The following is a 26,582-nucleotide window of genomic DNA, read 5'->3' as shown; positions in this document are numbered from 1 at the left end:
GACGCCCATTCCAGCCGACGCCCATCCCAGCCCGGTCCGCCGGGCTCGTCCCGGGAGACCCATCGTGACCTCACTCCGTGACCTGCACGGGCCGTACTTCGGCGACTTCGGCGGACGCTTCGTCCCCGAGTCGCTCGTCCTCGCGCTCGACGAACTCGAAGCCGCCTTCCGCGAAGCGTGGGCCGACCCGGCGTTCCGCGAAGAACTCGACACGCTCCAGCGCGACTACACCGGGCGTCCGTCGATCATCACCGAGGCGCCGCGGTTCGCCAAGCACGCCGGCGGTGCGCGGATCATCCTCAAGCGCGAGGACCTCAACCACACCGGCTCGCACAAGATCAACAACGTGCTCGGTCAGGCGCTGGTGGCGCGGCGGCTCGGCAAGACCCGTCTCATCGCCGAGACCGGTGCCGGTCAGCACGGCGTCGCCACGGCGACCGCTGCGGCGCTGTTCGGCATGGACTGCGTCGTGTACATGGGCGCCGTCGACACCGAACGCCAGGCCCTCAACGTCGCGCGGATGCGGCTGCTCGGCGCCGAGGTGATCCCGGTGGAGACCGGGTCGCGCACCCTCAAGGACGCCATCAACGACGCGCTCCGCGACTGGGTCGCGAACGTCGACTCGACGCACTACCTGCTCGGCACGGTGGCGGGTCCGCACCCGTTCCCCGAGATGGTGCGCGAGTTCCACAAGGTCATCGGTGAAGAGGCCCGTCAGCAGGTCCTCGACAAGGTCGGCCGGCTGCCGGACGCGGTCGCCGCCTGCGTCGGTGGGGGCTCGAACGCGATGGGCATCTTCGAGGCGTTCCTCGACGACGAGTCGGTTGCGCTGCACGGCTTCGAGGCCGGGGGCGACGGTGTCGAGACCGGCCGTCACGCCGCGAGCATCACGCTCGGGCGCGAGGGCGTGCTGCAGGGCACCAAGTCCTACCTGATGCAGGACGAGGACGGCCAGACGATCGAGAGCCACAGCATCTCCGCTGGGCTCGACTACCCGAGCGTCGGGCCGGAGCACGCCTACCTCGCGTCGATCGGCCGTGCGAAGTACGAGCCGATCACCGACAGCGAGGCGATGGAGGCGTTCCGCCTGCTCAGCCGCACCGAGGGGATCCTGCCGGCCATCGAGTCGTCGCACGCCCTCGCCGGCGCGATGAAGCTCGGCAAGCAGCTCGGCCCCGAGGGCGTCATCCTCGTGTCCCTGTCCGGCCGGGGCGACAAGGACGTCGCGTCCGCCAGTCGCTACTTCGGCATCCTCGACGAGAACGCGGTGCAACTGTGAGCACGGACAAGACGAGCACGGACAAGACGAGCACGGACAAGACGAGCGCGAGCCGGACCGTCGCGAGCGCCATCGACACCGCCAACGCCGAGCGCGCGGGCGCCGTCGTCGGCTACCTGCCCGCCGGCTACCCGGACGTGCAGACGAGCATCGACGCCGCGGTGGCACTCGCCGAGAACGGCGTGGACGTCATCGAACTCGGCCTGCCGTACTCCGACCCCGTGATGGACGGCCCCGTCATCCAGCGTGCGGCGGAGGAGAGCCTGGCGAACGGCTTCCGGGTCGCGCAGGTGTTCGACGCCGTGCACCAGATCACCGAGCGGGCGAACGTCCCCGTGCTGGTGATGACGTACTGGAACCCGGTGCTCCGCTACGGCGTGGAGCGGTTCGCCGACGACCTCGTCGCCGCCGGCGCCGCCGGGCTCATCACGCCGGACCTCGTGCCCGACGAGGGCGCGGAGTGGATCGCCGCCTCCGAGCGAACCGGCCTCGACCGGGTCTTCCTCGCGGCTCCGTCGTCGACCGATGCGCGGATGCGCCAGGCGGTGCAGTCGAGCCGCGGGTTCGTCTACGCAGTGTCGACGATGGGCGTGACCGGTGCCCGTGTGGGCGTCGACGTCGCAGCGAAGACCGTCGTGTCCCGTCTGCGTGACGCGGGTGTCGACCGCACCTGTGTCGGACTCGGCATCTCGACGGCCGAACAGGTCGGCGAGGTCCTCGCCTACGCGGACGGCGCGATCGTCGGCTCCGCGTTCGTGCGTGCGCTGGCCGACCTCGGCGTCCAGGGCGTCGCCGACCGGGCGGCCGACCTCACCACCGGCGCCCAGCGCCGCTGACCCGTCGGCCGACGCTCGGCGCCGCTCGGCCGTCGGCCGACGCCCAGCGCCGCTCGGCCGTCGGTCACAGTTTCCACAGGACCGGTCCCTCGGTTCCAGACCAGGTCGTGTCCCGCGCTACAGTGAGCGGGTCCGACGACACGTCGGCACGCCCAGCCAGCACCGAAAGGCGACAGCACCTCCATGCCCCTCCTGAGCATCCCGAGCCCGAGCACGGCCTGGCAGTACTTCGACCTCACGGCCTGGCTGCGCGACGTGTTCGGCTGGTCGCTGCCGCTCGACTTCCGCATCCACGCCTACGCGATCTGCATCCTCCTCGGGATCGTCGCCGCCGTCGTCCTCGCGAACCGCCGCCTCAACGCGCGCGGTGTCGAGCGCTGGATCATCATCGACATCGCGATCTGGGCGGTGCCCGCCGGCATCATCGGCGGTCGGCTGTTCCACGTGTTCACGCACGTCAGCGACTACTTCGGCCCCGGCCGTGACCCGCTGTCCTTCCTCTACATCTGGGAAGGCGGGCTCGCGATCTTCGGCGCCCTCATCCTGGGTTCGGTCGGCGCCTGGATCGGCTGCCGCCAGGTGGGTCTGCGGTTCAGCGCGTTCATCGACGCGGTCGCCCCGGGTGTCCTGCTCGCGCAGGCCTTCGGCCGTCTCGGCAACTACTTCAACCACGAGCTCTTCGGCATGCCGACCAGCCTGCCCTGGGGTCTGCAGATCGAGTCCTCGAACGCGGCGTACCCGAAGGGCCTGCCCGAGGGCACGCTGTTCCACCCGACGTTCCTCTACGAGATCATCTGGAACGTCCTCGGCGTCGTCGTGATCCTGCTGCTCGACCGCAAGTTCCGGCTGCAGTGGGGCCGCGTGATGGCGCTGTACCTCGTCTGGTACGGCACCGGCCGTGCGTTCCTCGAGTCGATCCGCGTGGACACGAGCGAGACGTTCTTCGGCATCCGGACGAACGTCTGGGTCGCCTTCGCCGCGATCCTGCTCGGGATCATCATCTTCCTCGTGCAGTCGAAGCGGCACCTCGGCAAGGAGCCGAGTCCGTACCTGCCCGGTCGCGAGCCGCGCTCGAAGTCCGATGTAGACTCGGACGACACCTGGTCGGAGAACGACGACGACGCTCCGGCGGCCGTCACCGACTCCGATCCGGTCACCACGACCGCGACCGGCCGCGTCTAGGAAGCACCCCTCCCGCGGCAGCAGCACCTCCTCTGGACCCGCCACAAGCGAGTCCGACACCTCGCACGCCGCCAGGCCAACGCACTGACGGCGGGCACGGGCACCAGTCCCGCCCGTTCGGGCGGAACGCACCACCGGGCCACCGCTGTCCCTGTTCCACTTCCTCGTGAGGACGGTTCCCCATGGCGCTCCAGCCACCCCAGTCCGCAGCTCTCGTGCCGCCGCACCGGCGGTTCTCCGCGATCCCGGACGCCGCCGGCATGTACGACCCGGCGAACGAGAAGGACGCGTGCGGCCTCGCCATGGTCGCGACGCTCCGCGGCACGGCGGGTCACGACATCGTCGACGCCGCGCTCGGCGCCCTGCGCAACCTCGAGCACCGCGGTGCCGTCGGTTCGGACGCGGGCACCGGTGACGGTGCCGGCATCCTCTGTCAGGTGCCGGACGAGTTCTTCCGGTCCGAGGTCGCGTTCGACCTGCCGGCCGCGGGGGAGTACGCCGTCGGCACGGCCTACCTGCCCGTCGACGAAGACGACCGGCACGCGGTGAAGGGCGCCGTCGAGCGGCTCGCCCACGAAGAGGGCCTGCGGGTCCTCGGCTGGCGTGAGGTCCCGGTCCGTCCCGAGGTGCTGGGCACGCTCGCGCGCGCGGCGATGCCGGCGTTCGAGCAGCTGTTCGTCGCCTCCACCCGGCACGACGTGCACGGCGCCTCGTGGAGCGGCATCGCCCTCGACCGTCAGGCCTTCCGCCTCCGCAAGCGTGCCGAGCACGACAGCGAGGTCTACTTCATGTCGCTGTCGAGCCGGACCATGGTCTACAAGGGCATGGTCACGACGCTGCAGCTCGAGCCGTTCTACCCGGACCTCAGCGACGAGCGGTTCGCGTCGAAGCTCGCGATCGTGCACTCCCGCTACTCCACGAACACCTTCCCGTCGTGGCCGCTCGCCCAGCCGTTCCGCACGCTGGCCCACAACGGCGAGATCAACACCGTCCGTGGCAACCGCAACTGGATGCGCGCGCGGCAGTCGCAGCTGCAGAGCGAACTGCTCGGCGACATGGCGCCGCTGCTGCCGATCGTCAGCCCGGGCGCGAGTGACTCCGCGTCCTTCGACGAGGTCCTCGAGCTCCTCACCCTGACCGGCCGGTCGTTGCCGCACGCGGTGTCGATGATGGTGCCGGAGGCGTGGGAGAACCAGGTCGGGATGGACCCCGAGCTCCGGGCGTTCTACGAGTACCACTCGATGCTCATGGAGCCGTGGGACGGTCCCGCCGCGATCACCTTCACCGACGGTTCCGTCGTCGGTGCGACGCTCGACCGCAACGGTCTCCGTCCCGGCCGCTTCCTCGTCACCGACGACGGGCTCATCGTGATGGGGTCCGAGACGGGCGTCATCGACGTGCCGGCGGGCAAGGTCGTCCGCAAGGGGCGTCTCCGCCCGGGCCGGATGTTCCTGGTCGACACCGAGGCCGGCCGCATCATCGAGGACGACGAGGTCAAGCGCGAGCTGTCCGCGTCGGGCCCGTGGGGCGAATGGCTCGAGCAGGGCCGCATCAACCTCGGCGACCTGCCCGACCGTGAGCACATCGTGCACACCCCCGCCTCCGTCACCCGCCGCCAGCGTGCCTTCGGCTACACCGAGGAAGAAGTCCGCATCCTGCTGCGTCCGATGGCGCAGACCGGTGCGGAACCGCTCGGGGCGATGGGGTCGGACACCCCGATCGCCGTGCTGTCCCAGCGACCGCGGTTGCTGTTCGACTACTTCACGCAGCAGTTCGCCCAGGTGACGAACCCGCCGCTCGACTCGATCCGCGAGCAGGTCATCACGTCGATGGGGATGGGTCTCGGCCCGGAGCGCAACCTGCTCGTCGCCGGCCCGGAGCACGCGAAGCAGATCACGCTCGACTTCCCGGTGATCGACAACGACGAGCTCGCGAAGATCCAGCACTTCGAGACGGAGTCCGGCCGCAACCTCACGGTCACGATCAAGGGCCTGTACCGCGTCGACGCCGGCAAGAAGGCGATGCAGAAGCGCATCGCTGCCGTCTGCGACGAGGTCGACGCCGCGATCGAGTCCGGCAAGCAGTTCATCGTCCTGTCCGACCGCGACGGCAACGCCGAGCAGGCTCCCGTCCCGAGCCTCCTGCTGCTCGCGGCGGTGCACCACCACCTGATCCGCACCGAGCAGCGCATGAAGGTCGGCCTGATCGTCGAGGCTGGCGACGTGCGCGAGGTCCACCACGTGGCGACCCTCATCGGGTACGGCGCGTCGGCGATCAACCCGTACCTCGCCATGGAGACGTGCGAGATCCTCGTGCGCCAGGGCATGATCTCGGGCATCACGCCGGAGCAGGCCGTCAAGAACGTGATCAAGGCGCTCGGCAAGGGCGTCCTCAAGATCATGTCGAAGATGGGCATCTCCACGGTGTCGAGCTACGCGGGCGCGCAGGCGTTCGAGGCCGTCGGGCTCAACCAGGAGTTCGTCGACCGCTACTTCACCGGCACGTCGTCGATCCTCGGCGGTGTCGGCATCGAGGTGATCGCGAAGGAGAACGCCGAGCGGCACGCCCAGGCGTACCCGCAGGACGGCGCGGTGCTCTCGCACGAGCGTCTGCAGACCGGCGGCGAGTACCAGTGGCGCCGCGAGGGACCGCCGCACCTGTTCAACCCGGACACCGTGTTCCGGCTGCAGCACGCGACCCGCTCGCGCCGGTACGACATCTTCCGCGAGTACTCGAAGGCGGTCGACGACCAGTCCGAGCAGCTCATGACGCTCCGCGGGCTGTTCCGCTTCAAGAGCGACGCCCGGAAGCCGGTCCCGCTCGACGAGGTCGAGCCGATCGAGTCCATCGTCAAGCGGTTCAACACCGGCGCGATGTCCTACGGGTCCATCTCGAAGGAAGCGCACGAGACGCTCGCGATCGCGATGAACCGTCTCGGTGGCCGCTCGAACACGGGTGAGGGCGGGGAGGACGTCGACCGTCTCCTCGACCCGGAGCGTCGCAGCGCGATCAAGCAGGTCGCGTCCGGACGCTTCGGCGTGACGAGCATGTACCTGACCCACGCGACGGACATCCAGCTGAAGATGGCGCAGGGCGCGAAGCCGGGCGAGGGTGGCCAGCTGCCCCCGACGAAGGTGTACCCCTGGATCGCCCGTACCCGTCACGCGACGGCTGGTGTCGGCCTCATCTCGCCGCCCCCGCACCACGACATCTACTCGATCGAGGACCTCAAGCAGCTCATCTTCGACGTGAAGCGGGCGAACCCGTCTGCTCGCGTGCACGTGAAGCTCGTGAGCCAGTCGGGCATCGGGGCCGTGGCCGCCGGTGTGACGAAGGCCCTCGCCGACGTGGTGCTCGTCTCCGGGCACGACGGCGGGACGGGTGCGTCGCCGCTGAACTCGCTCAAGCACGCGGGCACCCCGTGGGAGATCGGCCTCGCCGAGACGCAGCAGACCCTCATGCTCAACGGCATGCGCGACCGCGTGGTCGTCCAGGTCGACGGGCAGATGAAGACCGGCCGTGACGTCGTCGTGGCCGCGTTGCTCGGCGCCGAGGAGTACGGGTTCGCGACCGCACCGTTGGTGGTCGAGGGCTGCATCCTCATGCGCGTCTGCCACCTGGACACCTGCCCGGTGGGCGTCGCGACGCAGAACCCGGAGCTCCGCAAGCGCTTCACGGGCAAGCCCGAGTTCGTCGTGAACTTCTTCGAGTTCATCGCGCAGGAGGTCCGCGAGCTCCTCGCCGAGCTCGGCTTCCGCACCCTGGAAGAGGCGATCGGTCAGGCGGACACCCTCGACGTCGACCGTGCCGTCCAGCACTGGAAGGCGTCGGGGCTCGACCTCGAGCCGGTGCTGAACGGTCCGCGCTTCGAGGCCGACGAGCCGCGTCGGCACCACCGCGACCAGGACCACGAGCTCGAGCAGCACTTCGACGTGCAGCTCATTCAGCAGACCGCGGACGTGCTCGAGCACGGCGGGACGATCGCGCTCGACCTGCCGATCCGGAACACGGAGCGCGCGGTCGGCACGATGCTCGGGCACGAGGTGACCCTCCGCCACGGCGAACACGGGCTGCCGTCGGGCTCGATCGACGTGACCCTCCGCGGTTCGGCCGGGCAGTCGCTCGGCGCGTTCCTGCCGGCGGGCATCACGCTGCGCCTCATCGGTGACAGCAACGACTACGTCGGCAAGGGCCTCTCCGGCGGCGAGATCATCGTGCGTCCGGACGCCGGGTCCGGGTTCGACCCGGCGGAGAACGTCATCGCCGGCAACGTGATCGGCTACGGCGCGACCCAGGGGAGCATGTTCATCCGCGGGATCGTGGGCGAGCGGTTCCTGGTGCGCAACTCCGGCGCCACCGCGGTCGTCGAGGGTGTCGGCGACCACGCGCTCGAGTACATGACCGGTGGTCTCGCGCTCATCCTCGGCGAGACGGGCCGCAACCTCGGCGCCGGCATGTCCGGTGGCACGGCGTACGTCCGCGGGCTGCGTGAGGAACACGTGAACACCGACTCGCTGGCGTCCGGCGAACTGCGGCTCGAGGCGCTCGACAGCGCCGACGTCGAGATCGTCACCGACCTGCTCGCCCGTCACGCGGCGGAGACCGGGTCGGCGCTCGCGACCGAACTGCTCGAGTCCGGTGACCTGAGCGACTTCGTCAAGGTGCTGCCGCGTGACTACGCGGCGGTGCTCGAGACACGACAGCGGGCCGTCGACGAGGGCCTCGACCCGGACGGCGACGTCGTCTGGAACCGCATCCTGGAGGTGACCGGTGGCTGACCCCTCGAGCCTGGAACCGGCAGTGCGCATCGACATCCCCTCGGGCCGGGAACCGGCAGTACGCATCAACATCGCGGAGGTAACTGGTGGCTGACCCCAAGGGCTTCTTGAAGGTGCAGGAGCGCGAGCTCCCGCCCCGCCGACCCGTTCCCGTGCGGCTCATGGACTGGAAAGAGGTCTACGAGCAGCAGGAGTCCGGCGCGCTCAAGCGGCAGGCCGGCCGCTGCATGGACTGCGGCGTCCCGTTCTGCCACCAGGGCTGCCCGCTCGGGAACCTCATCCCGGAGTGGAACGACCTGATGTGGCGCGGCGAGGGCCGCCAGGCGATCGAGCGACTGCACGCGACGAACAACTTCCCGGAGTTCACGGGGCGGCTCTGCCCGGCACCGTGCGAGTCGTCGTGCGTGCTCGGCATCAACCAGCCCCCGGTGACGATCAAGCAGGTCGAGGTCTCGATCATCGACGAGGCGTTCCAGAACGGGTGGGTCACCCCGCACCCGCCCGAGCGTCTGACCGGCAAGACCGTCGCCGTGGTCGGTTCCGGCCCGGCCGGCCTCGCCGCCGCCCAGCAGCTCACCCGTGCCGGCCACACCGTCGCGGTCTACGAGCGCGACGACCGCATCGGCGGTCTGCTCCGCTACGGCATCCCGGACTTCAAGATGGAGAAGCGCCAGATCGACGCGCGTCTCGCGCAGATGCAGGCCGAGGGCACCCGCTTCCGTGCGGGCGTCGAGATCGGTCGCGACATCACCTGGGACGACCTGAAGTCGCGGTACGACGCGGTCGTCGTCGCGACCGGTGCCACGGTGCCCCGCGACCTGCCGATCCCGGGGCGCGACCTCGAGGGCGTGCACTTCGCGATGGACTACCTCGTCCAGCAGAACAAGGCGAACGCCGGCACGAAGGTCGACAACCAGGTCACGGCCGAGGGCAAGCACGTCATCGTCATCGGCGGCGGCGACACCGGTGCGGACTGCATCGGCACCGCGCACCGGCAGGGCGCGCTCAGCGTGACGAACCTGGCGATCGGCAAGCAGCCGCCGCTGGAGCGTCCGTCCGAGCAGCCGTGGCCGATGTTCCCGACCGTGTTCGAGGTCACGAGCGCCCACGAGGAGGGCGGCGAGCGGCACTACCTGGCGTCGACCGTCGAGTTCCTCGGGAACGCCGCCGGCGAGGTCCGGGCACTCCGCGTCGCGGAGACCGAGTACCTCGACGGCCGTCGTGTCCCGAAGGCCGGCACCGAGCGCGAGATCCCCGCGGACCTCATCCTCATCGCGATGGGCTTCACCGGGCCGGAGACCGACACGCTCGAGCCGCAGCTCGGCCTGCCGTCCACCGTCTCGGGTGCCGTGTCCCGTCAGGCCGACTACACGACCAACGAGCCGGGCGTGTTCGTCGCCGGTGATGCCGGCCGTGGGCAGTCGCTCATCGTCTGGGCGATCGCCGAGGGCCGTGCCGCTGCCGCGAAGGTCGACGAGTACCTCGAGGGCTCGACGATCCTGCCCGCGCCGGTCAAGGCGACCGACCACGCCATCTCGATCTGATGACCGATCGTCACCACCAGATGCTCACCGTCCCGTGAGTGCGAGGCCACCAGCACTCGATAGGGTGCTGGTGGCCTCGTTCCGTTCCGCGCGGCCCCACAGCGCGGAAACCCCAGCACCATCCACCACCACGAAGGAATCCATTGAGACGCGCAAAGATCGTTTCGACGCTCGGACCGGCAACGTCGGAGTACGAGACCGTCAAGGAGATCATCGAGGCAGGCGTCGACGTCGCCCGCCTCAACCTCAGCCACGGCGACTACAGCGTCCACGAGGCCAACTACCGCAACGTCCGTCGCGCCGCCGAGGAGCTCGGCAAGCCCGTCGCGATCCTCGTCGACCTGCAGGGTCCGAAGATCCGCCTCGCGAAGTTCGCCGACGGCCCGCACGAGCTCGCGGTCGGTGACGTCTTCACGATCACCACCGAGGACGTCCCCGGCTCGAAGGAGATCTGCGGCACGACGTTCAAGGGCCTCCCGCAGGACGTCAAGCCGGGCGACCCGCTGCTCATCGACGACGGCCGTGTCCGGCTCCGCGTGCTCGACACCGACGGCGTCCGCGTCCGCACCGAGGTCGTCGTCGGCGGCACCGTCTCGAACAACAAGGGCATCAACCTGCCCGGCGTCGCCGTGAACGTCCCCGCGCTGAGCGAGAAGGACGAGGCGGACCTCCGCTGGGGGATCCGCATCGGCGCGGACCTCATCGCGCTGTCGTTCGTCCGGAACGCCTCGGACGTCGTGCGGGCCCACGAGATCATGGACGAGGAAGGCAAGCGCCTCCCGGTCATCGCGAAGGTCGAGAAGCCGCAGGCGGTCGACGCGCTCGAGGAGATCATCGACGCCTTCGACAGCATCATGGTCGCCCGTGGTGACCTCGGCGTGGAGCTCCCGCTCGAAGCCGTCCCGATCGTGCAGAAGCGTGCGGTCGAGCTCGCTCGCCGGATGGCCAAGCCGGTCATCGTCGCGACGCAGATGCTCGAGTCGATGATCTCGTCGCCGATCCCGACCCGTGCCGAGACCTCCGACGTCGCGAACGCCGTCCTCGACGGCGCCGACGCCGTCATGCTCTCGGGTGAGACGAGCGTCGGTGAGTACCCGGTGCAGACCGTCCGCACGATGGCCCGCATCGTCGAGTCCACCGAGGACCACGGCCTCGAGCGCATCGCCCCGCTCGGCACCAAGCCGCGCACCCTCGGCGGAGCCATCACGCTCGCCGCCGTCGAGATCGCGGAGTTCACCGAGGCCTCGTACCTCTGCGTGTTCACCGAGTCCGGCGACTCCGCCCGCCGCATGTCCCGGCTCCGTCACGGCCTGCCGATCATCGCGTTCACCCCGAACGAGGCGACCCGTCGCCGGATGGCGCTCACGTGGGGTGTCCGCTCGTTCCTCGTGGAGCGGAAGACCCACACCGACGAGCTGTTCTCGCAGGTCGACGACGTCCTGCTGGGCAACGGCCTCGCCGCTCCCGGCGACCGCGTGATCGTGACGGCCGGGTCCCCTCCCGGCATCGAGGGATCGACGAACGACCTCCGCGTGCACCGCGTCGGTGACGCCCACGCCGAGGCCGCGCCGGCCTACGTGCGCGACTGACCGCAGCGTCCGACGTCCGACAGGGCGCGGACTGGAGGCACGGCGCGCCACGCGCACGTCGCCTCCGGTCCGCGCCCTGTCGCGTTCTCCCTCCACAGGTCGCGACCCGACGTCGGTGGTCCACAGGCGGCTCCGGCGGTGACCCGCTGTCGTCCGGAGACGGCAGGATGGGTGCTGTGAGCCTCCAGACCGGATCCCCGACCCGACGCGCCGACGTGCGCCGATGGCGGCGGTACCTCGCCGACGAACGCGCCGAGGCCGCCGTCTACCGGAACCTCGCCGCCCGACGCGACGGCGAGGAGCGCGAGATCCTCTCCGCCCTGGCCGACGCCGAGGGGCGGCACGAACAGCACTGGCTCGAACTGCTGGGCGACGATGCCGGGCGTCCGCAGCGGGGCAGCCTCCGCACCCGTGTGCTCGCCGTCCTGGCGAAGCGGTTCGGGTCGGTGTTCGTGCTCGCGCTCATGCAGCGTGCCGAGGACCGCTCGCCGTACGCCGACGACGAGGACGCGACCGCGCGGATGGCGGCCGACGAGCGGATCCACGGCGAGGTGGTCCGCGGCCTCGCGAACCGCGGCCGGATGCGGCTGTCCGGCACGTTCCGCGCGGCGGTGTTCGGCGCGAACGACGGGCTCGTGTCGAACCTCGCGCTCATCATCGGCATCAGCGCATCGGGCGCGGACCGGCACTTCGTCCTGCTGAGCGGCATCGCCGGGCTCCTGGCCGGTGCGCTGTCGATGGGGGCGGGGGAGTACGTGTCGGTGCGGTCGCAGCGCGAGCTCCTGACCGCCTCGGCGCCGCACCCGGAAGCCGGCAGCGCCGTGGCCGACCTCGACGTCGACGCCAACGAGCTCGCACTGGTCTACCGGGCGCGGGGCATGAGCGAGTGGGAGGCGCAGGCGCACGCGGCCGAGGTCCTCGGCGGCACCGTGACGACGAGCACGGCACCGGTCGACGAGCACGAGGCGATCGGCAACGGCATGAGCGCGGCGATCTCGAGCTTCTGCTTCTTCGCCTCCGGGGCGATCATCCCGGTGCTGCCGTACCTGTTGGGGCTCGAGGGCTGGCCCGCGATCACGGTCGCGGCGGTCCTCGTCGGGATCGCGCTCCTCGGCACCGGCGCCGTGGTCGGGGTGCTCAGCGGCGCCTCGCCGCTCCGCCGTGCGCTCCGGCAGCTCGCGATCGGGTTCGGTGCGGCCGCGGTCACCTACGGGCTCGGGCTGCTGTTCGGGACGGGGAACGCCTAGCGGCGGACCGCTGCCCGGGGCGGCAGGAGCAGGAGCGCCGCGGCTCCGACGACGATGAGCGCGATGCCCGAGAACACCATGAAGACCGTCAGCGCGAGACCCGGCGCGACGAGGACGACCACCCCGCCGAGGATCGACAGCACGCCGCTCACGACCGTCGGGATGCGCGACGAACCCGGGTGTCCGACGAACCCGCCGACGAGCGACGCGATGCCCTCGACGATGAAGCCGATGCCGGCGAGGACGGCGTAGAACACGAGCGGCACGGCCGGGTCCAGCAGGGTCACGAGTCCGGCCACCCCGACGAGGGCTCCGACCACGCCGGAGGTCCATCGCCAGGCCGGCGGCGTGCCGTGCCCGCGGACGGCGGCGAACACGCGCAGGGCACCGGCGACGACGAGGTAGACGCCGAAGAGCAGCGCGACGACGACGAGCGACGGGCGCGGCCAGCAGATGGCGACGACTCCGAGGGCGATGGCCACGACGGCGGTGACGACGACGAACACCCGGAAGGTCCGGACGGCACGAGAATCCACGAGCACCCCTCCCTGTCGGAACTGCTCGTCTCGACGGTACCGCGCAACCGGATGCAACGTCCGCCGACGTAGCGTGCGGGCAGGCGCGGATCCAGCGCCCCGACAGAGTCGTCGAAAGGTGTCCACCATGACCATCGCACCGTCGCCCACCAGCTACGCCGCACCCGGCGAGGAGGGCTCGCTCGTCTCGTTCCGATCGCGGTACGACCACTTCATCGGCGGCGAGTACGTCCCGCCGACCGGTGGCCAGTACTTCGAGAACCCGACGCCCGTCACCGGCAAGACCTTCACCGAGGTCGCCCGTGGTGACTCCACCGACGTCGACCGTGCGGTCGCGGCGGCGTGGAAGGCGTTCCCGGCCTGGGGCCGGACGAGCGTCGCCGAACGAGCCGGCATCCTCAACAAGATCGCCGACCGGATGGAGGCGAACCTCGAGATGCTCGCCGTCGCCGAGACGTGGGAGAACGGCAAGCCGATCCGCGAGACGATCGGCGCGGACATCCCGCTCGCGATCGACCACTTCCGCTACTTCGCCGGCGCGATCCGCGCGCAGGAGGGCTCGACGGGGGAGATCGACCACGACACCGTGGCGTACCACTTCCACGAGCCGCTCGGCGTCGTCGCGCAGATCATCCCGTGGAACTTCCCGATCCTGATGGCGGTGTGGAAGCTCGCACCGGCCCTGGCCGCCGGCAACTGCGTCGTCCTGAAGCCGGCCGAGCAGACGCCCGCGTCGATCCACGTCCTCATCGAGCTCATCCAGGACCTCATCCCGGCCGGCGTGCTCAACGTCGTGAACGGGTTCGGGTTCGAGGTCGGAGCGCCCCTCGCGCAGCACCCCGAGGTCCGGAAGGTCGCGTTCACCGGCGAGACCACCACGGGCCGGCTCATCATGCAGTACGCGTCGCAGAACCTCATCCCGGTGACGCTCGAACTCGGCGGCAAGAGCCCGAACCTGTTCTTCGCCGACGTGGCGCAGGAGAAGGACGCCTTCTACGACAAGGCGCTCGAGGGGTTCGCGTTCTTCAACCTCAACCAGGGCGAGGTGTGCACGTGCCCGTCGCGGGCGCTCGTCGCGAAGGAGATCTACGACGGGTTCGTCGCGGACGGCCTCGACCGCGTGCGCGCGGTGAAGCAGGGGCACCCGCTCGACCTGTCGACGATGATCGGGGCGCAGGCGTCGAACGACCAGCTCGAGAAGATCCTGAGCTACATCGACATCGGGAAGCAGGAGGGCGCGAAGCTCCTCACCGGCGGTGAGCGGGCCGACCTCGGCGGCGACCTGTCCGGCGGGTACTACGTCACCCCGACGGTGTTCGAGGGCGACAACTCGATGCGGATCTTCCAGGAGGAGATCTTCGGGCCCGTCCTCGCGCTGACGTCCTTCAGCGGCTACGACGACGCGATATCGATCGCGAACGACACGCTCTACGGCCTCGGTGCCGGGGTGTGGAGCCGGGAGGCCACCACGCTCTACCGCGCCGGTCGGGACATCCAGGCCGGTCGCGTGTGGGAGAACACCTACCACCAGTACCCGGCGGGTGCGGCGTTCGGCGGGTACAAGCAGTCCGGCGTCGGGCGCGAGAACCACAAGATGATGCTCGACCACTACCAGCAGACGAAGAACCTCCTCGTGTCCTACGCCGAGGGCCCGATGGGTTTCTTCTGATGACGACCGACCGGGTCACCGTCACGCCGGCGGCGGGGGAGCTCCTGCGCTCCCTCGCCGCACGGCACGGGCCGTTGATGTTCCACCAATCGGGCGGCTGCTGCGACGGCTCGAGTCCGATGTGCTACCCCGTCGGGATGTTCCTGACCGGCCCCGGCGACGTGCTCCTCGGGGCGCTCGAGGTCGACGGGATCGCCCCCGTCGAGGTCTACATGTCGAAGTCGCAGTTCGAGTACTGGAAGTACACGGCGCTGACGATCGACGTCGTCGACGGTCGCGGCGGCGGCTTCTCGCTCGAGGTCCCGGAGGGCAAGCGGTTCCTCACCCGCTCGCGGATGTTCGACGACGCCGAGCTCGCCGATCTCGGTCTGGTCCCGGCCGTGCGCCGGACGTAGGCTGACCGCGACGACCGCGACGACGCGGCCGACCACCCCGACGCGACGGTGCGGCGGGCGACGCGGACGGAGGACGCATGCGCGCTCCCGGGTCGCTCCGTCCGCTCGTCGCCGCGTCCTGGGAACGGTCGGCCCGCGTCGACCCGGACGGTGTCCCGACGCTCGCACTCGACCACGACCAGCTCGACGCCGCACGGCGCGATGGTCCGCTCGCGGTGCTGCTGCCCGTCGTCAGCCGGCTCCTCCTCGACGAGACCCGGTCGGCGGACTGCGTCGTGGCCGTCGGTGACGCCGGTGGCCGGCTCGTCTGGGTCGACGGCGCCCGCGGAGCGCGTCGTGCCGCCGAGGACATGGGCTTCGTGCCGGGGGCCGACTGGGCCGAGGAGCACGTCGGCACGAGCGCCCCGGGCACCGCGCTCCGGATCGACCGCCCGGTGCAGATCCGGTCGGAGGAGCACTACGCGAACGCGGTGAAGCGCTGGTCCTGCAGCGCCGTCCCCGTGCACGACCGAGCCGGCACGGTGGTCGGAGTGCTCGACGTCACCGGCGACGACCGCGCGGTGGACCGGCACACCCTGCCGCTCCTCACCGCCACGGTCGCCGCGGCCGAGGCGGAGATCGCCCTCGCCGCGCTCCGTCCGCCCGGGGCGCACCCGCACGCGGGCCAGCGGCTGGACAACGCGGTCGCCGAGCTGCGACTGCTCGGCACCGACGTCGCCACCCTCCGCACCGAGTACCGGACCGTCCAGCTCTCGGCCCGCCACTCGGAGGTCCTCGCGGTCCTCGCGGCGCACCCGGACGGCCTCGCCGCCGAGGACCTCGCCCTCGCGGTCTGGGGCGACCCCGGTGCGCTGGTCACGCTCCGCGCGGAGGTCGTCCGCCTGCGTCGGGTCCTCGCCGCGGCCGCGCCGGGCGTGACCCTGACCTCGCGCCCGTACCGGGTGTCCGGTCTCCGCACCGACGTCGACGGCGTGCTGTCCGCGCTCGACCGCGGGGCGCGCCTCCAGGCCGTCGACCGGTACGCCGGTCCGGTGCTGCCGGGGTCGGCGGCACCGGGAGTGGACGCACTCCGCGACCGGGTGCGCGGCCGGTTCCGCGAGGCCGTCGTCGCCGACGGCGGCGTCGACGCGCTCCTGGCGTGGTCCCGGACGGCGGACGGCTCCACGGATGCGCGCGTGCTGCGCGCGCTGCTGGCGGCGTTGCCGCGGCGGTCGCCGCGACGGGCCGGTCTCGTGGCGGCGATCGAGGTGCTCGAAGGTCGCTGAGCGGGTCGGTGACGGCCTGGAGGCGCGGGTCGGGCTGGTACTGTTGGCCTCCTCGCGAGTGTGGTGGAATCGGCAGACACGGGGCACTCAAAATGCTCTGCCTCACGGCGTGCGGGTTCAAGTCCCGCCACTCGTACAACAGATGCTCACGGCGTTCGGGGCAGTACCGGCACCCGCCGTCCCGCCACTCGTACAACAGATGCTCACGGAACATCGCAAGCCAGTCCCGTTCAGGACAAACGGCTGTCGTCTAGTAGGCTGCATCCTGTGAGTGACACAGAAGCAACTGCAACAGCACCCCGTCGCGTCGTCGTCGCCGAGGACGAGTCGCTCATCCGCCTCGACATCGTGGAGATCCTCCGCGACAACGGGTTCGACGTGGTCGGCGAAGCGGGTGACGGCGAGACCGCCGTGCAGCTCGCGACCGACCTCCGTCCCGACCTCGTCGTGATGGACGTCAAGATGCCCCAGCTCGACGGCATCTCCGCAGCCGAGAAGCTGTCGAAGAACCACATCGCTCCGGTGGTCCTCCTCACGGCCTTCAGCCAGAAGGACCTCGTCGAGCGCGCGACCGAGGCCGGCGCCCTCGCCTACGTCGTCAAGCCGTTCACGCCGAACGACCTGCTCCCCGCGATCGAGATCGCCCTCTCGCGGCACCAGCAGATCATCACGCTCGAGGCCGAGGTCGCCGACCTCGTCGAGCGCTTCGAGACCCGCAAGCTCGTCGACCGGGCCAAGGGCCTGCTCAACGAGAAGATGGGCCTCACCGAGCCCGAGGCGTTCCGCTGGATCCAGAAGGCCTCGATGGACCGCCGCCTCACCATGCACGACGTCGCCAAGGCGATCATCGAGCAGCTCAGCGCCAAGAAGTAGTCGCTCACCGACGCTCCGCCGAACGCCGTCTTCCCTCGGGGAGGCGGCGTTCGTCGCTGCCAGACCGACAGTCCAGCGCGTGCATCGACCGACACTGCACGCGTCGATCGACAGGTGCGATGTCGAAGCATGCGCACGCATCTCATGCGGGCGCATCAGCCGACGACTCACGCGTCGATCGACTGGTGGGACGTCGCACGAAGCGCTCGACCGGGCTGACCAGGCCGGCCGTCTGGCAGGCTGACGGCATGGACGATGTGGTGATCCGTGCCTCCAGGCCGGACGACATGCCCGCGGTGGCCGACCTGCGGTGGCGGTGGAGCGTCGACGAGGGCGGCGCGACGCCGGGGGCGACGCAGGACGCCTACCGCGACGCGATGACGGCCTTCGCCGCGGCGCACCCCGAGACCCACCGGTGCGTCGTCGCCGAACGCGACGGGCGGGTGCTCGGGGTGGCGTGGCTCGGGCTGGTCCCGCGGCCGCCGACGCCGGACCGGCCGCGGGGGCGGCTGACGGCCGACGTGCAGACCGTCTACGTGCACCCCGAACTGCGCGGCCGTGGGGTCGCGAAGCGGCTCGTCACCGCACTGCTCGACGTCGCCGACGAGCTCGGCGTCGAGCGGACGTCGGTGCACTCGAGCAGCGAGGGCGAGACGCTCTACCGGCGGCTCGGGTTCGGCGATGTGCGCCTGCTCCTCCAGCGACCGCCGGAGGACTGAGCCGGCGCTTCAGCCGCGCTTCGGGAGCTCTTGCAGTGTCCAGGCGTTCTGGTCCGGATCCGTGAAGAAGACGAACCGGCCCCACGCCAGCTCGTCCACACCGACCGCGTCGACGCCGAGGCCCTGCAGGTGCGCGAGTGCCTCGTCGGCGTCCGGCACGACGACCTGGACGGACTTCAGGGAACCCGGTACGACGTCCGGGGACATGATCCCCTCGCCGAACGCGATCGAGCAGGCGGACCCGGGCGGGGTCGCCTGGACGAACCGGAGCTCGTCGGAGACGCGCTGGTCGTGGTCGATCGAGAAGCCGATGCGCTCGTAGAAGTCGCGGGCTCGGTCGACGTCGCTGACCGGCACCATGATGAGCTCGATCTTCCAGTCGCTGATGGGCATGGTCACTCCTTCGTGACGGCCCGGTGCGCAGTGGCTCGGTGGAGCGCTCGCGTCAGCGGGCTTCGCGGATCATGTTGGTGATGCGCACGGTGGAGCAGCGCCGCCCCTGGTCGTCGGTGAGGACGATCTCGTGCGTGGTGAGCGTGTTGCCGAGGTGGAGTGCCGTGCAGGTACCGGTCACCAGGCCGCTCGTGGCGCTCCGTGAGTGGGAGGCGTTCAGTTCGATGCCGACCGCGTACCGGCCGGGACCGGCGTGGACCGTGGCCGCCATCGACCCCAGGCTCTCGGCGAGGACGACGAACGCGCCGCCGTGCAGGAGGCCGACCGGCTGGCGGTTGCCCTCGACGGGGATGGTGCCGACCGCCCGCTCGGCGGACAGCTCGGTGATGACCATGCCCATCTTCTCGGCGAGTTCGCCCATGCCGCGTTCGGCGAGCTTCGCGACGCCCTCGGGGGAGCCGGTCAGGGTCTGCTCGTCGGTCACTGCGTGGGCCCTTCGCTGGGTGCGCGGCCCTGTCGGGGGCGCTCGGTAGGCTGTCCGGGTGTCGGACTCCGCAAAGCCTACCCTCATGGTCATCGACGGCCACTCGCTCGCCTTCCGGGCCTTCTACGCGCTGCCGGTCGACAGTTTCGTGAACCGTGACGGGCAGCACACGAACGCCATCCACGGCTTCATCTCGATGCTGCTCATGCTCCTCCAGCGCGAGAAGCCGACCCACCTGGCGGTCGCGTTCGACATCTCCCGGTTCTCGTTCCGCACCCGTGAGTACGAGGACTACAAGGGCACCCGCTCCGAGACCCCGGCCGAGTTCAAGGGCCAGATCCCGCTCCTCCAGCAGGCGCTCGAGGCGATGGGCATCACCACCGTCACGAAAGAGGACTACGAGGCCGACGACATCCTCGCCACCTTCGCGCGGCAGGGCTCCGAGCAGGGTTACCAGGTGTACGTCGTCTCGGGCGACCGCGACGCCATCCAGCTCGTGAACGACGACGTCACGCTGCTCTACCCGTCGGTCCGCGGCGTCTCCGAGCTCACCCGCTACGACCGCGACAAGGTCTACGAGCGGTACGGCATCGAACCGCACCAGTACCCCGACATCGCGGCACTCGTCGGCGAGACCAGCGACAACCTCATCGGCATCGACAAGGTCGGCGAGAAGACCGCGGTGAAGTGGGTCACGGCGTACGGCTCGCTCGACGCCGTGCTCGAGCACGCCGACGAGATCAAGGGCGTCGTCGGCAACAACCTGCGCGAGCAGAAGGACCGGGCGATCCGGAACCGCAAGCTGAACCGACTCGTCAACGACGTCGAGCTGCCGGTCGGCCCCGCCGACGTGGCGCTCCGTCCCCTCGACGAAGACGCCGTGCGCGAGCTCTTCGCGAAGCTGCAGTTCCGCACGCTGCTCGACCGCGTCTTCAAGGTCGCCGGCACCGGCGAGCCGTCCGAGGCGTCCGCGGTCGAGGGCACGGTCGACAACGGTGCGCCGACCCCGCCGCCCGTCAAGACCCTCATCGACGAAGAGCTCGGCTACTGGCTCGAGCGTCGCAACGCGTCCGACGCGGCGAACGGCTACGGCGTCGCGGTCGAGGTCATCGACGGGCGGCTCAGCGCCATCGGCATCGCCACCCACGACGACGCCGTGATGGTGCCGGGCGGAAGCGGCGCGAAGGACTACGAGCAGCTGGCGGCGTGGTTCGCCTCCGATGCCCCGAAGCACTTCCACGACGCCAAGGCCGCGATCAAGGCGCTGGCGACGGTCGGCCTGCAGGTGAACGGCGTCGCCGGCGACGCGCGGATCATGGGCTGGCTCGCGCAGCCCGGCAAGCAGGGCCAGCCGCTCGCCGACCTCGTCTACCAGGAGCTCAGCGAAGAGCTGCCCACCGGCGACCCGAACCAGCTCGTCCCCGAGACCGACCCGGTGAACGTCGGCGTGCACGCCTGGTTCGTGCTCCGCGTCACGACGGCCCTGCGGGCGCGGATGGACGAGTCGTCGCTCACCGTCCTCGACGACATCGAGCTGCCGCTCGTGCCGGTCCTCGCGGGCATGGAGACGATCGGCGTCGGCATCGACCGGCCCGTGCTCACCGGGCTCTCGCACGACCTGGGAGAGCGCGCCGCCGAGCTGGCACAGCAGGCCTTCGCCGAGATCGGGCACGAGGTGAACCTCGGCTCCCCGAAGCAGCTGCAGGAAGTCCTCTTCACCGAACTCGCGATGCCGAAGACCCGCAAGACGAAGACCGGGTTCTCGACCGACGCCGCGAGCCTCGCCGACCTGCAGGACCAGCACCCGCACCCGTTCCTCGGCCTGCTCCTGCAGCACCGCGACGCCACGAAGCTCCGCCAGATCGTCGACACCCTCGACGCCGCGGTCGTCGACGGACGCATCCACACGCGGTACGAGCAGACCGGCACGAGCACCGGCCGCGTCTCGTCGACCGACCCGAACCTGCAGAACATCCCGGTGAAGACCGCCGTCGGGCGTCGGATCCGGTCGGCGTTCGCCGTGGCCGAGCCGTACACCACCCTCGTGACCGCCGACTACTCGCAGATCGAGATGCGGATCATGGCGCACCTGTCCGGCGACCCGGGGCTCATCCAGGCCTTCAACGAGGGCGAGGACCTGCACCGTTTCGTCGGCGCCCGGGTGTTCTCGGTCGAGCCGGCCGAGGTCACGCCGGAGATGCGCACCAAGGTCAAGGCGATGTCGTACGGCCTGGCGTACGGCCTCAGCCCGTTCGGCCTGTCGAAGCAGCTCCGGATCGAGCAGTCCGAGGCGCGCACCCTGATGAACGAGTACTTCGCGCGGTTCGGCGCGGTCCGCGACTACCTCCGCGGCGTCGTCGAGCAGGCGCGCGAGGACGGCTACACCGAGACGATCTTCGGTCGTCGTCGCCCGTTCCCGGACCTCAAGAGCCCGAACCGGGTCCTGCGCGAGAACGCCGAGCGTGCCGCGCTCAACGCGCCCATCCAGGGCTCCGCCGCGGACATCATGAAGATCGCGATGCTCGGCGTCGCCGAGGACCTGCGCGAGGGCGACCTCGCGTCGCACCTGCTGCTGCAGGTCCACGACGAGCTCATCCTCGAGGTCGCGCCCGGCGAGCAGGACCGGGTCGAGGACATCCTCCGCACCAGGATGGGCGCCGCAGCCGAGCTGAGCGTCCCGCTGGACGTGTCCGTCGGCGTCGGCCCGAACTGGGAAGTCGCGGCGCACTGAGCGCACGGTGGCTCGGTAGGGTCGAGAGCATGACCGAAGACCGTCCTGTCCGCCAGCCCTCCGCCGTCGACCGGGTCGCCGAGGACTGGGTGACCACCCTCGTCGACCTCGACCCCACCGTCGCCACGTACATCGGCGTGCCGGGACGAACGGGGGAGTACGGCGACACCTCGCCGGCCGGTGCCGCCGCGACGGCAGACGCCGCCCGTGCCGCGAAGCGCGCGCTCGACGCCGCCGAGCCGCTGGACGCCGTCGACCGTGTCACGAAGACCGACCTCGGTGCCGAGCTCGACCTCGTGCAGGAGTCGTACGACCGGAAGCTCCACCTGCGTGACCTCAACGTGATCGCGAGCCCCGCGCAGGCCGTCCGCGAGGTCCTCGACCTCATGCCGACGGGGAACGAGTCTGACTGGCACGACATCGCCAGCCGCCTCAACGCCCTGCCGGACGCGCTCGAGGGGATCCGCGAGACCCTGCTCGAGGGCACCCGCGAGGACGTCACCCCGGCGAAGCGCCAGGTCGCCCTCATCGCCGAGCAGGCCGCGCGCAACGGCGCTGAGGACGGCGTGTTCCGGCAGCTCGTCGACGCTGCCGCGTTCGACGACGGCGGGCAGGTGCCGGACGCGCTCCGCGCCGAGCTCGCCCGCGGGGCCGAGGTCGCGGCCGCGGCGTACCGGTCGTTCGGCCAGTTCCTGGAGCACGAGCTGCTCCCGCTCGCCACCCCGGTCGACGCCGTCGGCCGCGAGGCGTACGAGCTGCACTCCCGCCGGTTCCTCGGCGCCGTCGTCGACCTCGACGAGACGTACGCGTGGGGCATCGAGGAGCTCGCCCGGATGCGCGACGAGCAGGAGCGCATCGCCGACCGGATCGAGTCCGGTGCGAGCGTCGCCCGCGCCATCGAGGTGCTCGACACCGACCCGGCGCGGGTGCTGCACGGCACCGACGCCCTCCAGCGGTGGATGCAGGAGACGAGCGACGAGTCGATCCGCGAGATGGACGGCAAGTACTTCGACATCGCCGACCCGATCAAGCGCCTCGAGTGCCGGATCGCCCCCACGCAGGAGGGTGGCATCTACTACACGGGTCCGTCCGACGACTTCTCGCGTGCCGGCCGGATGTGGTGGTCCGTGCCGCAGGGCGTCACCGAGTTCGGCACCTGGCGCGAGAAGACGACGGTCTACCACGAGGGCGTCCCGGGACACCACCTGCAGATCAGCCAGGGCGTCTACAACCGCGGCGAGCTGAACACCTGGCGGCGCCAGCTGTCCGGGTCCTCCGGACACGTCGAGGGCTGGGCGCTCTACGCCGAGCGCCTCATGGAGCAGCTCGGGTTCCTGGACGACGACGGCGACCGCCTCGGCATGCTCGACGGGCAGCGGATGCGTGCCGCCCGCGTGGTGCTCGACATCGGCGTGCACCTGCAGAAGACCAACCCCGACGGCGGCGCGTGGACGTGGGAGTACGCGCTCGACTTCATGCGGCAGAACGTCAACATGTCCGACGCGTTCGTGCAGTTCGAGGTGGCCCGCTACTTCGGGTGGCCGGGACAGGCGCCGTCGTACAAGGTCGGCCAGCGCGTCTGGGAGTCGATCCGCGACGAGGTCGCCGCACGCGAGGGCTCGTCGTTCGACCTCAAGGCGTTCCACCACCGTGCGCTCGCGCTCGGCAGCATCGGGCTCGACACGCTGCGGAGCGCCCTCCTCGACTGAGCGCGACACGCCCGACGCACCCGGTTGTGGGCCCTCGCTCACTCCGGTTAGACTTGTGCGGCGCAATCCGCGCCACCCAATCAATCGCCACGGCGGCGATCCCCGGGGCTCGAACCCCTTGCCGCCACGGCCCGACTCATGTCCGTTCGGAGCAATCTCTACATGACAACCACTACGACCAAGGCTCCTAAGCAGGTCGCCATCAACGACATCGGTTCGGCTGATGACTTCCTGGCCGAGGTCGAGAAGACCCTGAAGTTCTTCAACGACGGTGATCTCATCTCCGGCACCGTCGTGAAGATCGACCGCGACGAGGTCCTCCTCGACGTCGGTTACAAGACCGAGGGTGTCATCCCCTCGCGCGAGCTCTCGATCAAGCACGACGTCGACCCCAACGAGGTCGTCGAGGTCGGCGACGAGGTCGAGGCCCTGGTTCTCCAGAAGGAGGACAAGGAAGGCCGCCTCATCCTGTCGAAGAAGCGCGCGCAGTACGAGCGTGCGTGGGGCGACGTCGAGAAGATCAAGGAGTCCGACGGCGTCGTGACCGGCACGGTCATCGAGGTCGTCAAGGGCGGTCTGATCGTCGACATCGGCCTCCGTGGCTTCCTCCCGGCTTCGCTCATCGAGCTGCGCCGCGTCCGCGACCTCACGCCGTACCTCGGCCAGGAGCTCGAGGCGAAGATCCTGGAGCTCGACAAGAACCGCAACAACGTGGTCCTCTCGCGCCGCGCCCTGCTCGAGCAGACGCAGTCCGAGTCGCGCACCACCTTCCTCAACAACCTCCACAAGGGCCAGGTCCGCAAGGGCATCGTGTCGTCGATCGTCAACTTCGGTGCGTTCGTCGACCTGGGTGGCGTCGACGGTCTCGTCCACGTCTCCGAGCTCAGCTGGAAGCACATCGAGCACGCCAGCGAGGTCGTCGAGGTCGGTCAGGAAGTCACCGTCGAGATCCTCGAGGTGGACCTGGACCGCGAGCGCGTGTCGCTCTCGCTCAAGGCCACGCAGGAAGACCCGTGGCAGGTCTTCGCCCGCACCCACGCGATCGGCCAGATCGCACCGGGCAAGGTCACGAAGCTCGTGCCGTTCGGTGCGTTCGTCCGTGTCGCCGACGGCATCGAGGGCCTCGTGCACATCTCGGAGCTCTCGAACAAGCACGTCGAGCTCGCTGAGCAGGTCGTCTCGGTCAACGACGAGGTCTTCGTCAAGATCATCGACATCGACCTCGACCGTCGCCGCATCTCGCTCAGCCTCAAGCAGGCGAACGAGGGCGTCGACCCGGAGAGCACCGAGTTCGACCCGGCGCTCTACGGCATGCCGACCGAGTACGACGACAAGGGTGACTACAAGTACCCCGAGGGCTTCGACCCGGAGACGAACGAGTGGCTCGAGGGCTACGACACCCAGCGCACCGAGTGGGAGGGCCAGTACGCGGCCGCCCAGGGTCGTTGGGAAGCCCACAAGGCGCAGGTCGCGAAGACCATCGCCGACGAGGCGCAGGGTGGCTTCGACCTCCCGGCCAGCGCTTCGACGTCGCCGTCGTTCCAGAGCGAGGCGAACGGCCCGGGCACCCTGGCCGACGACGCGTCGCTCGCGGCGCTCCGCGAGAAGCTCAGCTCGACCAACTGATCGAGCGGCTCGTCCGTTCCGGAAGCCCGGCATCCCTGAGAAGGGGTGCCGGGCTTCCGGCCGTTCGGGCAGGTGCGCTCGCTACGCTGGACGCCGTGCGCATCATCGGTCTCACGGGCGGCATCGCCGCGGGCAAGTCGACGGTCTCCGCTCGATGGGCAGAGCACGGCGCCGTCGTGGTGGACGCCGACCGGCTCGCCCGCGACGCCGTCGCCCCCGGCAGCCCCGGTCTCGCACAGGTGGCGGAGCGGTTCGGCCCCGGCGTGATCGCGGCCGACGGATCGCTCGACCGGCCGGCCCTCGGCACGATCGTGTTCGCCGACCCGGCCGCACGCAAGGACCTCGAAGCCATCACCCACCCCGAGGTCTGGCGACTCGCCCAGCTGGCGTTCGACGCCGCCTCGGCAGCCGACCCCGAGGCCGTCGTCGTGTACGACGTCCCGCTCCTCGCCGAGGCACGGGGGAGCCGGCCGCTCCGTTTCGACTCGGTCGTCGTGGTGGACGCCCCCGCCGCGCAGCGGATCGAGCGGCTCGTGGAACACCGCGGCATGGCCCGCGACGAGGCCGAACGCCGGGTGTCGTCCCAGGCGAGCGACGCCGAACGGCTCGCGCTGGCCGACCACGTCGTCGACGCCACCGGCAGTCTCGAGGAGACGATCCGTTCGGCCGACGCCGTCTGGCAGCGCATCACTCGATGAAGCACCGGGTCCTTCTCGTCCTCGCCGCCGTCCTGCTGGTCGCGATCGGTGCAGCGACCCTCGTCGCGGCGAACGTGCTCGGTGGACAGCGCGTCGAGCAGCACGGTCGGGTGGCCGCCGCCGACCGTCCACACGGCGATCAGCACGGACCCGAGGGCGAGTTCCACCGGTTCCGACTCGGCACGATCAACGGCCAGCGGCTCGAACCCAACCGTGACGACTTCGCCGCGCGGACCGACGCCGAGGGACCGCTGCTGCTCTTCCTGCCGGCCACCCGCGCGCGGCCGGCCGACTACCAGCTGTTCCTCAACACGGCGCTGCAGGACGGGTACCACGTGCTCGGCCTCGACTACTGGAACCTCGGCAAGACCCTCTCGGGCACCTGCGAAGCCGACCCGCACTGCTACGGCCAGGTCCAGCGGAACCGTTTCGACGGCAGCCGACCGTCGGCGTTCAGCTCGGTGCGGCCGTCCGGGTCGATCGTGTCCCGCTTCCGCGACAGCATCGGCTACCTCGAGGACCACGACCCCGACGGCGGCTGGGGGCGGTTCGTCCGGGACGACCAGGACATCGCCTGGAGCGACATCGTCGTCGCCGGGCACTCCCAGGGCGGCGGGGAAGCGGCGTACATCGCGCACATCCGGTCGGTGCACGGAGCGCTGATGTTCTCCTCGCCGGTGGAGTCCCTCGGTGCCGAGCACGCGGCGTGGATGGACAAGCCCGGCCGGACCCCGGTCGACCGCATGTACGCGATCGACGACGTCCGTGACGTGTTCGGCCCGCGGATCCGGGGGTCGTGGCGGGTGCTCGGACTCGACGGCGAGAACGGTCCCTTCCGCACGGACACCGCGCCACCGGGCACCGAGGGCGATCCGCACGCCATCCTCACCGACATCCGGGTCGGGACGCCAGCGGAGTCGCACTCACGGATCATCAAGGACTCGACGCCGCTCGGCCCGGACGGCACGCCCCGGATGCTCCCGCTCTGGCAGTGGCTGCTCCACCGGTTCCCCTCCGAACGGACATAGG

The 26,582-nt window shown here is 70.4% G+C and carries 20 protein-coding genes and 1 tRNA gene; 18 read left to right on the top strand and 3 right to left on the bottom strand.

Features of this window, described 5'->3' with window-relative positions:
- Positions 1-64: 64 nt before the first annotated feature.
- From trpB to DEJ28_RS10025, 7 genes are all read left to right on the top strand, one after another.
- On the top strand, positions 65-1,279 hold the full coding sequence (gene trpB / locus DEJ28_RS10055; protein WP_111114663.1) for a tryptophan synthase subunit beta: 1,215 nt from the start codon (positions 65-67) through the stop codon (positions 1,277-1,279).
- A 71-nt stretch (positions 1,280-1,350) separates the two neighbouring features.
- Positions 1,351-2,115 carry a tryptophan synthase subunit alpha gene (trpA, locus tag DEJ28_RS10050; RefSeq protein WP_220034595.1) on the top strand — a complete coding sequence of 255 codons (765 nt, stop codon included), beginning with the start codon at positions 1,351-1,353 and terminating at the stop codon, positions 2,113-2,115.
- Positions 2,116-2,298: 183 nt separating this feature from the next.
- Positions 2,299-3,297, top strand: coding sequence for a prolipoprotein diacylglyceryl transferase (gene lgt, locus DEJ28_RS10045; RefSeq protein WP_111114661.1), 999 nt, complete (start codon positions 2,299-2,301; stop codon positions 3,295-3,297).
- A gap of 182 nt (positions 3,298-3,479) precedes the next feature.
- On the top strand, positions 3,480-8,075 hold the full coding sequence (gene gltB / locus DEJ28_RS10040) for a glutamate synthase large subunit (protein ID WP_502866924.1): 4,596 nt from the start codon (positions 3,480-3,482) through the stop codon (positions 8,073-8,075).
- A gap of 86 nt (positions 8,076-8,161) precedes the next feature.
- Positions 8,162-9,619: a glutamate synthase subunit beta gene (locus DEJ28_RS10035; RefSeq protein WP_111114660.1), complete on the top strand. Its 1,458-nt coding sequence runs from the start codon at positions 8,162-8,164 to the stop codon at positions 9,617-9,619.
- A gap of 143 nt (positions 9,620-9,762) precedes the next feature.
- On the top strand, positions 9,763-11,208 hold the full coding sequence (gene pyk / locus DEJ28_RS10030; RefSeq protein ID WP_111114659.1) for a pyruvate kinase: 1,446 nt from the start codon (positions 9,763-9,765) through the stop codon (positions 11,206-11,208).
- A 167-nt stretch (positions 11,209-11,375) separates the two neighbouring features.
- Positions 11,376-12,455, top strand: a complete 1,080-nt coding sequence (locus DEJ28_RS10025; protein WP_111114658.1) for a VIT1/CCC1 transporter family protein — start codon at positions 11,376-11,378, stop codon at positions 12,453-12,455.
- Here DEJ28_RS10025 and DEJ28_RS10020 read toward each other — a convergent pair.
- The gene (locus tag DEJ28_RS10020) at positions 12,452-12,991 is read right to left on the bottom strand and encodes an HdeD family acid-resistance protein (RefSeq protein ID WP_181433625.1); all 540 of its coding nucleotides are present in this window, start codon (positions 12,989-12,991) and stop codon (positions 12,452-12,454) included. The two genes, DEJ28_RS10025 and DEJ28_RS10020, sit on opposite strands and share 4 nt — an antisense overlap.
- 127 nt (positions 12,992-13,118) lie before the next feature.
- Here DEJ28_RS10020 and exaC point away from each other — a divergent pair, with 127 nt between their 5' ends.
- The 6 genes from exaC (at position 13,119) to DEJ28_RS09990 (ending at position 17,912) form a co-directional block, all read left to right on the top strand.
- Entirely contained in the window at positions 13,119-14,660 is a 1,542-nt protein-coding gene (gene exaC, locus DEJ28_RS10015; RefSeq protein ID WP_111114656.1) for an acetaldehyde dehydrogenase ExaC, read from the top strand.
- Positions 14,660-15,055, top strand: a complete 396-nt coding sequence (locus tag DEJ28_RS10010; RefSeq protein WP_111114655.1) for a DUF779 domain-containing protein — start codon at positions 14,660-14,662, stop codon at positions 15,053-15,055. The genes exaC and DEJ28_RS10010 overlap by 1 nt, the downstream gene beginning before the upstream one ends.
- 77 nt (positions 15,056-15,132) lie before the next feature.
- The gene (locus DEJ28_RS10005) at positions 15,133-16,320 is read left to right on the top strand and encodes a GAF domain-containing protein (protein WP_111114654.1); all 1,188 of its coding nucleotides are present in this window, start codon (positions 15,133-15,135) and stop codon (positions 16,318-16,320) included.
- Positions 16,321-16,374: 54 nt separating this feature from the next.
- Positions 16,375-16,456: transfer RNA gene (locus DEJ28_RS10000), tRNA-Leu, on the top strand.
- Positions 16,457-16,587: 131 nt separating this feature from the next.
- Positions 16,588-17,193, top strand: coding sequence for an ANTAR domain-containing response regulator (locus tag DEJ28_RS09995; RefSeq protein WP_022905562.1), 606 nt, complete (start codon positions 16,588-16,590; stop codon positions 17,191-17,193).
- A gap of 248 nt (positions 17,194-17,441) precedes the next feature.
- Positions 17,442-17,912, top strand: coding sequence for a GNAT family N-acetyltransferase (locus tag DEJ28_RS09990; protein WP_181433624.1), 471 nt, complete (start codon positions 17,442-17,444; stop codon positions 17,910-17,912).
- Between the two features lie 9 nt (positions 17,913-17,921).
- On the opposite strand, the gene DEJ28_RS09985 is transcribed toward DEJ28_RS09990, so the two are convergent.
- Together DEJ28_RS09985 and DEJ28_RS09980 are read right to left on the bottom strand one after the other, a co-directional pair.
- A complete protein-coding gene (locus DEJ28_RS09985; protein WP_111114652.1) occupies positions 17,922-18,305 on the bottom strand; it encodes a VOC family protein in 384 nt (127 codons plus the stop codon).
- 52 nt (positions 18,306-18,357) lie between these two features.
- Positions 18,358-18,726 (bottom strand): hotdog fold thioesterase, encoded by a 369-nt coding sequence (locus DEJ28_RS09980; RefSeq protein ID WP_111114758.1) that lies wholly within the window; start codon positions 18,724-18,726, stop codon positions 18,358-18,360.
- 121 nt (positions 18,727-18,847) lie between these two features.
- Here DEJ28_RS09980 and polA point away from each other — a divergent pair, with 121 nt between their 5' ends.
- From polA to DEJ28_RS09955, 5 genes are all read left to right on the top strand, one after another.
- A complete protein-coding gene (gene polA / locus DEJ28_RS09975; RefSeq protein ID WP_111114651.1) occupies positions 18,848-21,520 on the top strand; it encodes a DNA polymerase I in 2,673 nt (890 codons plus the stop codon).
- Between the two features lie 29 nt (positions 21,521-21,549).
- The gene (locus DEJ28_RS09970; protein WP_111114650.1) at positions 21,550-23,229 is read left to right on the top strand and encodes a DUF885 domain-containing protein; all 1,680 of its coding nucleotides are present in this window, start codon (positions 21,550-21,552) and stop codon (positions 23,227-23,229) included.
- 162 nt (positions 23,230-23,391) lie between these two features.
- The gene (gene rpsA / locus DEJ28_RS09965; RefSeq protein WP_111114649.1) at positions 23,392-24,855 is read left to right on the top strand and encodes a 30S ribosomal protein S1; all 1,464 of its coding nucleotides are present in this window, start codon (positions 23,392-23,394) and stop codon (positions 24,853-24,855) included.
- Positions 24,856-24,950: 95 nt separating this feature from the next.
- Positions 24,951-25,553 carry a dephospho-CoA kinase gene (gene coaE, locus DEJ28_RS09960; RefSeq protein ID WP_111114648.1) on the top strand — a complete coding sequence of 201 codons (603 nt, stop codon included), beginning with the start codon at positions 24,951-24,953 and terminating at the stop codon, positions 25,551-25,553.
- On the top strand, positions 25,550-26,581 hold the full coding sequence (locus DEJ28_RS09955) for a BPSS1187 family protein (protein ID WP_181433623.1): 1,032 nt from the start codon (positions 25,550-25,552) through the stop codon (positions 26,579-26,581). The genes coaE and DEJ28_RS09955 overlap by 4 nt, the downstream gene beginning before the upstream one ends.
- The last annotated feature ends 1 nt before the right edge of the window (position 26,582 follow it).

The organism is Curtobacterium sp. MCPF17_002 (assembly GCF_003234115.2).
Taxonomy (GTDB): domain Bacteria; phylum Actinomycetota; class Actinomycetes; order Actinomycetales; family Microbacteriaceae; genus Curtobacterium.
This window is presented reverse-complemented; position numbering and strand designations above follow the sequence as displayed.